This window comes from Pseudomonas sp. R5(2019), from assembly GCF_009905435.1.
Taxonomy (GTDB): Bacteria; Pseudomonadota; Gammaproteobacteria; order Pseudomonadales; family Pseudomonadaceae; genus Aquipseudomonas.
This window is the reverse complement of the sequence record NZ_JAAAMT010000014.1, coordinates 72,986-85,935: the sequence shown is the minus strand read 5'-3', so window position 1 is coordinate 85,935 and position 12,950 is coordinate 72,986. Positions and strand designations below refer to the sequence as shown.

Annotated in this window: 12 protein-coding genes and 1 pseudogene; 8 read left to right on the top strand and 5 right to left on the bottom strand. The window is 52.5% G+C overall.

The features are described 5' to 3' along the window. The first annotated feature begins 135 nt into the window (after window positions 1-135). The 6 genes from GUY40_RS11975 to GUY40_RS11950 all read left to right on the top strand — a co-directional run bounded on the left by GUY40_RS11975 (window position 136) and on the right by GUY40_RS11950 (window position 4,919). Window positions 136-294, top strand: coding sequence for a hypothetical protein (locus GUY40_RS11975; protein ID WP_166569158.1), 159 nt, complete (start codon window positions 136-138; stop codon window positions 292-294). Next, window positions 291-572 carry a hypothetical protein gene (locus tag GUY40_RS11970; protein WP_166569157.1) on the top strand — a complete coding sequence of 94 codons (282 nt, stop codon included), beginning with the start codon at window positions 291-293 and terminating at the stop codon, window positions 570-572. Before GUY40_RS11975 ends, GUY40_RS11970 begins: the two co-directional genes overlap by 4 nt. After that, window positions 569-853, top strand: a complete 285-nt coding sequence (locus GUY40_RS11965; protein WP_166569156.1) for a DUF3077 domain-containing protein — start codon at window positions 569-571, stop codon at window positions 851-853. Before GUY40_RS11970 ends, GUY40_RS11965 begins: the two co-directional genes overlap by 4 nt. Further along, window positions 850-3,741 carry a DUF927 domain-containing protein gene (locus tag GUY40_RS11960; protein ID WP_166569155.1) on the top strand — a complete coding sequence of 964 codons (2,892 nt, stop codon included), beginning with the start codon at window positions 850-852 and terminating at the stop codon, window positions 3,739-3,741. Before GUY40_RS11965 ends, GUY40_RS11960 begins: the two co-directional genes overlap by 4 nt. An 87-nt stretch (window positions 3,742-3,828) precedes the next feature. After that, window positions 3,829-4,671, top strand: coding sequence for a chromosome segregation protein SMC (locus GUY40_RS11955; protein WP_166569154.1), 843 nt, complete (start codon window positions 3,829-3,831; stop codon window positions 4,669-4,671). 62 nt (window positions 4,672-4,733) lie between these two features. Then, complete coding sequence (locus GUY40_RS11950) at window positions 4,734-4,919, top strand: hypothetical protein (RefSeq protein ID WP_166569153.1); 186 nt, start codon at window positions 4,734-4,736, stop codon at window positions 4,917-4,919. A gap of 303 nt (window positions 4,920-5,222) precedes the next feature. On the opposite strand, the gene GUY40_RS11945 is transcribed toward GUY40_RS11950, so the two are convergent. From GUY40_RS11945 to GUY40_RS11925, 5 genes are all read right to left on the bottom strand, one after another. Then, on the bottom strand, window positions 5,223-5,708 hold the full coding sequence (locus GUY40_RS11945; RefSeq protein ID WP_166569152.1) for a hypothetical protein: 486 nt from the start codon (window positions 5,706-5,708) through the stop codon (window positions 5,223-5,225). A gap of 684 nt (window positions 5,709-6,392) precedes the next feature. Next, entirely contained in the window at window positions 6,393-6,947 is a 555-nt protein-coding gene (locus tag GUY40_RS11940) for a hypothetical protein (RefSeq protein WP_166569151.1), read from the bottom strand. A gap of 1,257 nt (window positions 6,948-8,204) precedes the next feature. Next, window positions 8,205-8,768 (bottom strand): hypothetical protein, encoded by a 564-nt coding sequence (locus tag GUY40_RS11935; protein ID WP_166569150.1) that lies wholly within the window; start codon window positions 8,766-8,768, stop codon window positions 8,205-8,207. Continuing rightward, window positions 8,765-9,700 carry a hypothetical protein gene (locus tag GUY40_RS11930; protein ID WP_166569149.1) on the bottom strand — a complete coding sequence of 312 codons (936 nt, stop codon included), beginning with the start codon at window positions 9,698-9,700 and terminating at the stop codon, window positions 8,765-8,767. The genes GUY40_RS11935 and GUY40_RS11930 overlap by 4 nt, the downstream gene beginning before the upstream one ends. Before the next feature lie 152 nt (window positions 9,701-9,852). Next, window positions 9,853-10,020 (bottom strand): hypothetical protein, encoded by a 168-nt coding sequence (locus GUY40_RS11925; protein ID WP_166569148.1) that lies wholly within the window; start codon window positions 10,018-10,020, stop codon window positions 9,853-9,855. 603 nt (window positions 10,021-10,623) lie between these two features. On the opposite strand from GUY40_RS11925, the pseudogene GUY40_RS11920 reads away from it, so the two are divergent. Next, window positions 10,624-11,475, top strand: a pseudogene (locus tag GUY40_RS11920) (TIR domain-containing protein). Between the two features lie 204 nt (window positions 11,476-11,679). Then, window positions 11,680-12,243, top strand: a complete 564-nt coding sequence (locus tag GUY40_RS11915; protein WP_166569190.1) for a GNAT family N-acetyltransferase — start codon at window positions 11,680-11,682, stop codon at window positions 12,241-12,243. Window positions 12,244-12,950: the final 707 nt, after the last annotated feature.

Sequence of the window (12,950 nt, the reverse complement as noted above, 5' to 3'; positions counted from 1 at the left end):
ATGGCGGCTGTGCGTGGGAGACCCTCGGGTCTGCCGGGTTCCTTCTTACCCGGTTCGCCAACCTGCGCACAGCTGCCACCCCAATTCGTTTGGCGACGAACCGTGGCAGTTCCTACTTAAGAAGGAGCTCCACCCATGCACGCCCTCAATCCGTCCAAAATTCGCGCCGCTGCTCATCGGGCAATGGCTCTCGCCGCTTTACACGCCAACTCCAGCCTCGCTACACGTCTTGCCCGTTACAACGTCCACATGGCCAAAGCCCGCGCTCTCGAAGCCGCAGGCGGTGTCCAATGAACCAAGCCCTGAGCTTCTCCCTGCCCGAAGATCTGCTGTGCGTCGACAAAGGCGCCGGAGCCGGTGTACCGATTGATGCCATCACCTGTGCAGTGGAGCGAGCCAGCTCGGTGCTCCTGCTTCTTGAAGATCAGTTCGAGTGCGACGGACCACGTCTAGCCAACCACGTTATCGCCGCTGCCCTGTGGGATGTTCGAGGGACGCTGGGATTGATCCGCACCCTCGCCTTGCACGCGGACACCTCCACCCGACAAGCCATCAATGGAGGCGCCCAATGAGCCCTTCCATTTTGATTAATACCGTTGGCGGCGCCACCTTTGCCAAGTGCAACGCTCAAAACCAACCACTGTTCCGTATCGATGCAGGCATTTCCTGCGAAGAGGCGCTCGAACAAGCGTCCCTACTCATGGACTGTGTGAACAAGCTGACTTTCCGAAGCGGCATGGAGAATGACAATGACGCGATGGTCTGGGCTTCGCACTATTTGAGCGAGATGGCGAAGGCAATCATTGATGACGTTACCAGTGGGTTGCAACGGGCCCAAGGCGGTGGCGTATGAATGCAGCTACAGCTCATGCCCGTCGCCCTACATTCGCTCAAGTCAAAGCCGCTGCGTTACAGAACATCGATCGTGTCCTGACTCATTGGCTGCCCAACGGCAAGCGCGTGGACGGCGGTAAGGAATACACCGCTCCCAATCCAACCCGCGCCGACAAGCGCGCCGGATCCCTCAAGGTCAACTTGAGCAAAGGCACCTGGGCGGATTTTGCCACTGGCGATAAAGGTGGCGACCTGATCGATCTGGTGCGTTATCTGGATGGCGGCACCGACGTCGAAGCCTGCAATAAGCTGGCGGATCTGCTGCACGTTGTCGCTGGGGTGGCTCAATCAAAACCGAGCCCTAGCAAAAGCAAAACACCGGAATGGCTCGCCATTCAGCCGATCCCGGCCGAGGCCACGGGCAAATGTCCGGCCAAACACCGGCAACACGGCGTGCCGTCCAAGGTCTGGATGTATCGCGACGCTCAAGGCCAGCCAGTCATGGCGCTCTACCGCTTCGACTTGGGGCAGGACGAAGACGGCAAACCGCGCAAGGTGTTTGCCCCTTTGACTTGGTGCCAACGTGCCGACGGTCAAACGCAGCAATGGCGTTGGCAGGGTTTGCCGGATCCGCGTCCCCTGCTGCGCCTGGATGAACTGGCGCAACGCGCAGATGCTCCGGTCATTCTGTGCGAAGGCGAAAAGGCCGCCGACGCCGCGGCGGAGCTGCTGCCCGGTTACGTGGCCACCTGCTGGCCGAACGGCTCGAACTCTTGGCATAAAGCCGACCTGACACCGCTCACAGGTCGGTCCGTGGTGCTGTGGCCAGACAATGATGTCAGCGGTAAAGGCTGCATGGCTGCCGTCGCCGAACAACTGCACCAGATCGGCGCCGCGTCAGTGAGCGTGATCGCCCTGGACATCTTCAATCATAAGCCCGCCCTCAAGAATGACCAACCGACCTTCGCCAAGGGTGGTCAATGGGACGACGGCGACGACGCGGCTGACGCGCAGGCCAAAGGTTGGACGGCGGCGCATTTCGCGGAGCTGGAGCGTAGCGGTGAACTGTTCGGTCTTGAGCCGGAGAAAGCACCAACCGAACCACCCGAAGGCAAAGCCAAGCCAACGACCAAGCGTGCCGCGAAACCGAAAAACGATTTACTCCCAAGCGGCTTTCGCCTGACACCAGAAGGCGTGTTTTATTCGGGTGACGACGGCGAAGCACGCCCGGTGTGCTCGCCGCTGGAGATCCTGGCGCGCACTCGCGATGTGCAGGGTCATAACTGGGGATTGTTGGTTGAGTTTGACGATCCGGACGGAGCGAAAAAACGTTGGAACATCCCGGCGCGGACCATGACCGGCGACTTCGGCAAGGACGTACTCGGCCCCCTGGTGGATATGGGCCTGCGTCTGGCCGGCAGTCGCTCCGGACGCAATGCGCGGAATGACCTGCAAAGTTATCTCGGCGGATTCGACAGCGCCCAGCGGGCTCGACTGGTCACCCGTTTGGGTTGGCACGACAGCGCCTTCCTGCTGCCCGAACAACAGGTCGGCTCGCACGCCGAACACCTGCACTTCTATGAGGCCGGCGCGCAGCTGCCGCCGATCAGCGAAGCCGGCACCCTGGAGCAGTGGCAGGAGCAAATCGGCGCCTTGTGCATCGGTAATCACCGCTTGGCGTTTGTGGCCAGCGTGGCGTTTGCCGGTCCACTGTTGCACCTGCTTGGCCATGAGTCGGGCGGTTTTCACCTGTACGGCGACAGCTCGGGCGGCAAGACCACCCATTTGCAGGTGGCCGCCTCGATCTACGGCGGGCCGCGTCTGGTGCGTTCCTGGCGCTCGACGGATAACGCCTTGGAATCCATCGCCGCCGCGCACTCGGACGGGCTCTTGGTACTGGATGAAATCGGCATGTGCGACCCCCGCATCATTGGCGAGACGGTGTACATGCTCGGCAACGGCACCGGTAAGGCTCGCGCCAATGATCGAGGCCAAGCTGGCCGACAGGTGCAGGAGTGGCGTTTGCTGTTTCTCTCAACCGGCGAGAAGACCTTGGCGCAGCACATGGCCGAAGCCAACAAGGAGCTGAAAGCCGGCATGGAAATACGCATGCTCGCGGTGCCAGCGGATGCCAGCAAGGGCCTCGGCATGTTCGACGTGTTGAACGGTTTTGAAGACGCCGCCACCCTCTCCGATGCGCTCAAGGCACGGGTGGCCAAGTACTACGGCACACCGCTCACCGCGTTCCTGTCGGCTCTATGTGAGCCCGGCAAACGGCATGGCTGGTCGACTATCTTGCGTCACACCTTGGAAGGGTTCATCACCAAAGCGCTGCCTGCCTCGGCCAGCGGTCAGGCGTATCGAGCAGCCGCTCGCTTTGGTTTGGCTGCGGCAGCTGGCGAGCTGGCGACCGCGATGGGGATTACCGGCTGGCCAGACGGCACCGCTACCACTGCGGCCCGAGTATGTCTGAACGCATGGATGAATGAGCGTGGTGGTGCTGGAAACCTCGAAGGTGACGCGATTCTGGCACGGCTGCGCCAAGTCATCGAACGCTTCGGAGAAAGTCGCTTCACCCGCTGGGAATCGGCTGCCGCGAAAATCGATGAGCATGGCCCTCGGACCATCGACCGCTTGGGTTTTCGCAAGTCGTTGGAGCAGGGCCTGGGTGACGCGCTGCACACCACCAACACCTACTACGTGTTGCCGGAAGCATGGCGTTCGGAAGTGTTCAAGGGCATGAACATCAATGCCGTGAACAAGGAACTGATTCGCCGTGGCGTCCTTGAGCCGGGGCCCGACGGCAAAGCCTCCTGCGCCGTCCGCTTACCAGGCCTGGGCATACAGCGTTGTTATGTGGTGAAGACGGTACCGGGAAGGGATGAGAGCGAGGCACAGGCCGCTTAACGGCCAGCCTACTGATCGAGGTAAAGCCGGCCCGAACCGGCCTCGCCAGCCACTCCTAACCCAACCAAATTAGACAGGACAAAACACATGAACGGTATTCAGCATCTGAAAGACACACGCGCCCAACTTGTCATTCAAATGGAAGCCATCAAAGCGGAACTTCCGCATTTTGAAGCTGCGTTGCAAAGCGCGGAAATCATTAGCCAAGGCCGCGAGAGCGACGTCAGGCATGAAATCAGCAGTCGAAAAATAAAGATCGACTCGATCGACCTTCAGCTTTTCCAGCTGGATCAGAAACTCAGTCGTCGCGAGGCATTTGCCAACCGAGAAAGTCTGATGGCCACGCACATTGAAGACATGGCGAACTGGAAAGCAGATGAGCAGGAACTCAACATAAAACGTGAATGCCTCAGCACTCGCTTGGAGGACATTCGCAAGCAGGGTGAGGCAGAGATGGTGAATGCACGACAGGCGGAGACTCAGGCGGCCACCGCCTACGCGCAAGCCGTGGCCTGGGGCGATGTAGAAGGGGAAAAAACTGCCAACAACGACGCACAGAAAGCGGCGAAAAACCTCACTGCCGCGACCGAACAACATCGTCGACAGCAATTGATCATTACCGCCCTGGAGCAGGAGCTGGCCATCGTTGAAAAACACATCACCGAGGCGCAGGAGGAACACGGAAAAATTGAGAAAAAAGCCTTACGGCTTGCCCACGACGCCCTGGAGGAAAAGTGGAATGAAGCCGCCCAGGTGCTGCTTGATGTTGGAGGCAAGCTTTACGCCGCTGCCGGACTGATCGGCAGGGACCCAACCTCCCTGTTGAAACTCGAAATACCTGAGCAAGGTGAAAACTTTGGCAGTTGGAAGTGGCAGGACCTAACAGAGCGTGGGAACCAATATCGCCTGCGGGACCTGCTCTCGATGTAACAGATGACTACCCTGAAACAGCCTGCGTTGCGGGCTGTTTAAGCCACGTATGGATCGAAGCCATGAACACAACGACACAAAATAGCTCACAAATTTTTGAAGATCTTAAAGCGAGAAAAGCCCACCTGATTGCTGTACTCAAGCTCGTGGATACCGGAACCGGAAAAAGCACAATGCAAACGCTCACCATCACTGCGATCAAAGCAGAAATGGGGTTCATTGAGCAAAAGCTGAAAAAACAGGGATGAGGATAAGCGGAAGCTAGTAAAAGCTTCCGTCAAATTCGGCAGGCAGGTTGCAGCCAAAAGCAGACGCTCTGACCAGAGGATGCTTTCAACCCGAACAGGCCGGTTGGTTCGTGAACGGGATTTGAGACAACTTAATCTTTGTATTGACTTGAAGTCGCTACCTAGTCATCGATGTCTGAGCCCCCTTGGGTCGTGGTTGGGGCATTGGCACCGGCACGCATGATTGATACCGGGTGGTACTGCGACTCGAGCTATAGCTGTATGCGCGCAAACCTTGGTCGGGAGTCTGCGACGTAAGAAATTTCAACTCTGCTTATCCTTGTTTTGCATCAGATCTTGGGCGGATTCTGGCTTAAGTAATTCGTCCGCATCGCTTTGACGTTTTGTACCGAAATAAAAGCCCACTACTACTAGAGCTAAATCCTTAAGTACAGAAATATCTCCAATCCCACTCAGTGCCGCAATCGCCAAAGACACAATTATAACAATAGCAATAAATGCTTGAATATTACTCGCACTGGCTATGCGCGAAAACAGACTGCCTGATGCATCGCGCTGGAGTAGTCCGGCTTTCTCGGCAGCGTACAATAGTATTGTAACCACGAAGGCAAGTTGAACAACGGGACCAAAAAAACTACCTACGCCGCTACCAAGCGCAACCAACATGGTCGTTGCAACAAGTATTTCATTCTTGTTTTCGGGAAGATAAACACCTAGCACTTGAAGCCCGACATAAGATACAACCCATAACACCAGCACAAAAATAGTTGACCTTATAATCAATCCCATATACGACCCCATTTTGGTTATTACACAGAAGAGATACCTATAAAGACAACACCCTCAAAAAAACTGAACGCTACGTGTCCAGCATAGACGAACTCCCACAACAAGGGACGATTGTTTACCTACAGCTTCCGTTTACTCGAAGGTAAGGGATGACCAACTGACATCAACCTATGAAAGCTGGACCGATCGTGGCAAATCCTGGTTCAGTAGTTTTCACCCTGAAGACGATAGCGCTCGATACCGGTGCGCAGAAGAACCCGAATGGGACCTGGGTATGCGGCGGGGCATACACCGGAGCCCAGCAAAATCCTAATGGCACATGGGTCTGTGGCGGCGCCTATTCAGGAGCTCAAAAAAACCCAATGGCACATGGGTATGTGGTTAGCCGTCTAACAATGCCCTTCACTGCTTTTCCTCCGATAGACGGATTATAAAGAGCTGCGCGATGCCAGGCCCTTGGGTTAGGCGCAGCTGATTTCCAACATGAGTATCCGCGCTGGGTCGCTTTCTGCCTCTCATGACGGGCAGAAAACGGCCATTTCCGGTCAGTCGCGACTGGCACAAACCCAACTAAAAGTTTTCATTCAGCCGTGTCAAACTTATTATTGCATCAGGTAGATAGGACCGAGAAGCAGCCCGCGGCATTTATTTGAAAATTCGGGGGCAATACATATCCACACACAGTCACAAATTTATGACGTAGCGACTCCTAATTAGCTCCTCAAGCTCAACTATTTTATCCGCTGCATCTTTGTACTGAGCATCAAAAAACGAGAAAGGCAACTCGTAAGAATCTAATTCTCTAGATATTTTCTGTGATTTCTTATAGATGTCCTGCAGCGCAATCGCGGACTGTATAAATCCGTCCCTTATGTTCTTTGGAATAAAAGGCGCGTTATTATATATCAAGTCATGGGTCTTCAGGTGCTGCTGATAGCAAATAATTATTTGCGCCTCAACATCCTCGCCACCATCAAAATCCCTTTTAATGTAAAGCACTTCGGACGTCAGCTTTAGTAATGCACTCCATGTCTCCGTGCATGCGATCAGCTCTTTTTCGAAAACTGACTTATTTGTATGAAAAGAAAAATCGACTTTCTGTTTCATTGAAATTATTTCACTTTCATACTTAACTCTATCGATTTCTCTGACCCGGTTTATCCAGATTTTCCCAAGCCACCCAACCGCCCCTAGCAAAAGTGTTGAAACAAAGGCTGACGTCAGAATACTTTCGAGCATAGGTTCAATCTCATAAGTTGAAAAGCTAGAAAACCTTTCTAATTCAGGCAATGAGTTCGCCACACCTGAGGGCATCTTGCAGCCTGGATTAGCCTCAAAGAGCTTTCGGATCCAAAGTACCTATATAGTATAGTTTTGGCCTCCTATGCCATGAAACTAAATTTGTGCTGACCAACGAATTCTAAAGAAGCCCCTGCGAGAACTACAAAAAATTTACTGCCCCACAGATTCCCAAAGAGTAGCTAGTTTTCCAGATGCGAACAGTTTGGATCGCCCATTGGTTGGTGGTCACCCTGCACCTGACCCGTTTGCGCCGGAAACGGCTCCGGTTCGATTGTCAGCTCTGGCCGATTTCTGTCGGTTCTGACCGTCTGCAATGGGTCGAGGCTGTGTAAAAACGTTTTCGATCAGTGCGGCTGACCGGAGCCACTCGAAAAATCGCGGTCCTACGCAAATTTCAAGTCTGCTGAGCAGCCGATCGTCAGTAGATTTCGCGTAGTAGCGCATGCATCAACACTGGGAGCGCGTTTTTACACAGCCTGGGTCGACTTCTGCCGGCCGCAACAGACCGCAGTCGACCCACAACGGACGTTCGCGGGGAGAGACAGAGATCGGCCGATTCTGTTGAAAAAGTCGGCCTTGGTTTCCACGGCAGAAAAATACGCGCCTGAGATTGAAATCTTTGCTTTGTGCAGAGTCTTATAGACCCAGATTTCACGTAGCAACGTGCAAAAAAGGCGTTTTCACCGATCAATCTTCGAGCAGTTTGGCCGGACGGACTTTTTCAACAGAATCGGCCAGAAGCGGTCGCTGGACAGTCCCTCTGTCAGTCAATAGCCTCCGCCTCCATGGAGCTCTAACCACTACCAAGGCGCAACCATGTCGAACAATTGGACTGACGCAGAACTCGCGGCATCAGTAGAGGCTTATAGCTTTATGGCGGCGAAGGGCGCCGCCGGCGAGCCCTATAACAAATCAAAGGTGTATCGAGATCTCGCAACATAATTCGGGCGCAAGCCCGGAGCATGCTCACGCCGGATGCAGAATATCTCTGCGCTTTACCGGCCTTCTCGCCTGGTTCCGCGATGAGAAGACCGGCCAGCAGCACAAACTCACCGAGGGCGACCAAGCCAAGCCCCGGCGCCTCACCCACCTCTGCCAGAGCAAGACAGCTGCCAAGCGCGCCCTTGATCGAGAGTGGAAGCGGATGCAGGAAAAACAAAAGGCCCCGTGATGGGGCCTTCTTTGTCTCATCTATCACTTCGGTCGAAGCAAAGAATGGAGACGCTTGACGATCATGACAATGGTTAATAACAAATTCACCGTAACAAAAACAGTAATTGGAGTGAACACTAGCTTAGACAAAATCAGCGATACAGATACTGAGGCTGCCTTAGGGTCAACGAAACTATCCGCCATCGAAAAAGCAAAACATGTAGCAATAAGAACCAACGAAGAAAGAATTGAAAAACTTATATTGTAATAAAGCTCGTCGAGAAGCTTTTTCTTAGCAGCATAGAATGCGTCGACAGGACGTTTTAGCTCGAAATCGCGCTGATGCTTGTCATCAAGCTTACTCTCTTGGTCATAGACCAGAACCAGAACAGAAAGCAAAAGCGCGGTAAAAATGGCCCCGAAGTTTACCAAGAGTGACGAAACATCCTTATTTAAGGAAAATCCAATAATGACGCTGGCAGTGCTAAAAGCAATAGGAACAAAACAAAATGTTAAAAAATCGAACCATGACCAACCGCCATCAACCTTCGACAACGTGCCAAGGTGGCCATACACAATGTCTTTAATATTTACTTTGCTGCTCATACTTTTATACCCATCCCAGGATACATAGTGAAAAGAAACTCATTAAGGAGCATCTTACACCATGCATCAAATTCTCTCATATCAGGATTACCAGCGGTAATTGTAACTTTTTTCTCATCGACATCAATCTCACAAACTTGACTATTCTGACTACCCCCGAGTCGAAAGGTTCGTTTCCTGCCATGCATTTCTACAACCGTCTTCACCTCGGCGCAAAGCGGCGCGAGAATTTCTACTGTCGCGTTCTGCTCAGTGCCAGGCGTCAGATAATCAACAAATGTGCCGAGGCTTTTGCTTCGAGACGCTTTGATAATATAGGTATGTTCGGCTTCATCGTGGCCAAGTTTCTTAATTTGATCTTCGATGGTATTCATGCCGCTAAAGCGAACTAACTTTATCTCTTTGGTGGTAGCCTTCTTCCATTCTTCAAAAGCTTTTTCATAAGAGAGGGGATTCATTTGCAAGACTCGACCAGTCACCCGCGCAAACTCTTCTCGCAGAAGCTCATAAACCAATGTCTTGACCCCTGCATTCTTCTGGTTATGCAGAAGAACTACACCCTCATTAAGCTCTGCCGGAACAAAAAACCTGACATAACGATTTAAAACTTCAGCATTTTCCTCTAGACGCTTAAAATCAATTTTTCCGGTCTTGATATTTACTATATCGGTTCTAGATCCGTAGCTTCCAGCCCTTACAACCCCTCGAATCTCTCGCTTAGCGTCATCAAACTTGAAACTGGCCAAAGCATAGATTTGCTCAGTGGCTTGAACTATGTGATACCCATTGCCTTTACCGGTGATGTACGACTTAAAAACCTCATACATATCGAACTGACCAATCGTCCCGAGAGGCGAATAGGAGTCCTCAACTTTCTTACCCTTCATTAGAGGGTTAAAACAGCGAATTGTGTATGGCGAAATGGTATTCAATTGTGCCCCAGCCTTTTTACTTATTAGTCTACCTTCCTTGGTCTCGCCCTTATTTAGAGCACCTGTAGATCAGGCTTAGGACCAAGACCCCGCCACTTGGCGGGGCTTTGTGGCCAGCACCAGCCAGCCGTTATTAATCACTCACGTACCGTTTACTCCACCAGCGTCGACACCAGCCGTAACATCCATTCCTGATCCAGCTTGTTCAGGCCACGGTGATACTGGATGACCCTCCACTCCACCGGTGTCAAGCTTTCAAACTCGGGAACCTCTTCGTCTTTCTCCAGCTTTTGAACCGCTACAGTAACCTCGCACCCCATCTGCATACTCCTTTCATGGCAGTGAGCAAAGGAACATAACGACCGGCTTACCGTTTCTCGCCAGACTAGACCAATGGATGAGAGGTCCAGAGGTTGCACAACAATTCAGCGACGACATAAGGCCTGCGCGCGCTCCACCAGCGGGGTAAAATCCACTGGGATCTCCGGCATCTCTGGGTTCGGCTTCGCCACGTCGACGGAGTGCAGTTGTACCGTGAAGACGCCGGATGACCGCGAGGTACTGAACTATAAGGAACCCAGGGTAATCCCGCCACTGGGTCACAATGGAGCGCGCCCTGATCGTTGAGCTTGAGGTGCAATATCTGGCCTCACAAGAAGCGTCGGTTGGGTTTCACAGGGTTTCGTACAGTGGCTAGCTTGGCCGCGTTCCACAGCGGCACCGGGAGTTGAACAAAATTCTACAGACCTACGCCATCGCATGTGGGATGAGCTATATGGGCCGTCTTTCGGCCACTTATATGCACATGATGGACAGAGTAGTGGCAAAACTGTAGCGTTTCCGACTTGCGCGGGTCTGTGCTGCGGCTGAGGTTGCCGTGCACTTTGCTGCCCACTGGCATCACCGAGAATGGAATTCGTTTGATGAGCTTGAATTACTTAGAAACGCGATTCGACAAGGTCAGCTATTTACAAAATTTGCTGATCGCTCACGCTACAGGAAAACCTGCTGACTCGGGTGAATATCAGCAACTCCGCCACGAGCTGCTTAATGACAACGATATCGCCAGTCGGCTCCCTGCATGGCTAAAGCACCACAGAGACCTTGAATCGTTCTGGGGCTTTATCCAGCCGAAATTCAGCACATATGCCGAACGAAGGACTTACCTGTCGCAACAATTTACTGAGTTGCTTAACGAACTTGAGTTCGGCGCTGTGACGGCACCAAACCAGCAATCTGCTGCATTCAATGCCCTGCCGTTGCCCCAAAATATAAATGTTTTTCCTATTCCAGTTTACGACGCCTCTGGTAGTACCACGATTGCAAGGAACAAACGGAATGTGTTCATCGTACACGGGCGGGATAACGAGGTTAAACAAGAAGTCAGCCGTTTCGTTGAAAGCATCGGGCTGAAGTCGATTATTCTTCACGAACAGGCGAGTGGTGGATGAACCATTATTGAAAAAATTGAGCACTACTCTGGCGAGGCTGACTTTGCCATTGTGCTCTATACGCCGTGTGATCAAGGCCGGGGGCATCATGAAAAACAAGTGGTTGGCCCAAGAGACAGAGCACGACAGAATGTTGTATTCGAGCACGGCTATTTGATGGCGAAGCTCGGGCGGGAAAATGTTTGTGCCTTGGTGAAGGGGAACATCGAAACACCTAACAACATCAATGGCGTAGTCTATGTAAATCTAGACCCACAGGGGCTTGGCAGCGAGAAATCGTCAAAGAAGCTTAGGGTGTGCGGTTACGAAGTGACTAGTTGGTAGTGGCTGATGTGATAGCTCTCTAGATATTTAATTGCAACAGTCATTCTGTAAGGGTTCTTATGTTAACGATTGCTCGCTACTCCACACCTGTTGCACCAGCGGTATGCCAAACGATCCTTGAGTTAGTGAGCGACAACGCCACCTCTTTGAGCATGACCCGCCCCCCCGCTAGAGCACCCACTCTACGACGATTATAGAGCGCTTATTGTCGAGGAAATTCGAACATATATTACTCGTCACGACTTCCCTCATATTAAGGTACTCACGGCAGCGACAGTGGATGGCCAAGTAATAGGTTTTTTGCTTTTCGGACTGGTTATGACTGACGTCCTTGAGTGCAATATCTACTACACCGCCGTGCATAGGCGGTTCCGTCGTAGGGGCGCGATGACTCAGATGATGAGCTCCGTAATGGAAATATCACCTACTCTTGCCCTGTCCTGCGACCCGTCAATGGTGCAGATCTACGAGCGGTTCGGGTTTATGCCTGCTGACGTTCGTGAAACGCAAGTAGTGATGTTCATCGGTAAACCGAAGGGCATAACTCCAGTAATCGAGCCCACGGATCTGATGCGTTTGGAAGTTGTAGATAGAGCCTTCAGGGAAGCCATGGAAAAGACCAACAAACGAGACCTCAAACACGCCGACAAAAGGTTTCAAGTGCAAATTACAAAGATGAAGACCCGTGCCAAAAAATTCTTGGAGGCCCGGCGGTCTAAAGCACAAGGGGCTGTTCAAGGCCCATCAGGATCAACCCTCAATTGCTAGGGCTTGTACGAAAAGTCGCCGAGCGGCGATCAGGCAAGGCGAAAACAGACGCAGAAGCGGAGTTGACTGGTTGCCAATGGGCATTCCGAACCTGTTTTCAACGCGGCATGATCGCGCGCAGGCACTTTTCGTACAAAGCCTAGTCCATGGGCGTCGCTATGATCGCTGGCTATTTACCACGATGCATCGCGGCGTGGACGAGAGGGATTGCAATGGCGGGTCTGTGGGAGCCGGTATGGAGTATTTTCTGGAGTAGCGTCTCAGTACCGCTAGATGAGTGGTGGCTGCTGTGCCAGACCACCGCCTGTGTGAATCACCTAATTTCCTAGACTCATTCGAAAGTCCGCTTATGGCCGAGGCTGTGTAAAAACGTTTTGAGCCCCGAGCACTGATCGTTTGATGATCAATTTCGGCGTCTCCGAATGAATTCTGAGCATTCCAGCCCGGCCAGATTCTAAGGATTTCGCGTAGCAACGCGCACGTTGAATTTCAGCTGGAGTTTTTACACAGCCTGGGCCGATTGCGGCCTACGATTTACCCAAATTTGTAAACGCTGCTGTAACACCTATTTGGTTTGTAACACCCAATGCACGCGAAAGATGCATGGTGTGTAACACTAATAAAGTCTAATAAATTCAATTAGTTAGAATAGCTTGTAACACCCGCAACACCTGTAACACGTCTTTTCGAGCCCCACACCCCATCAG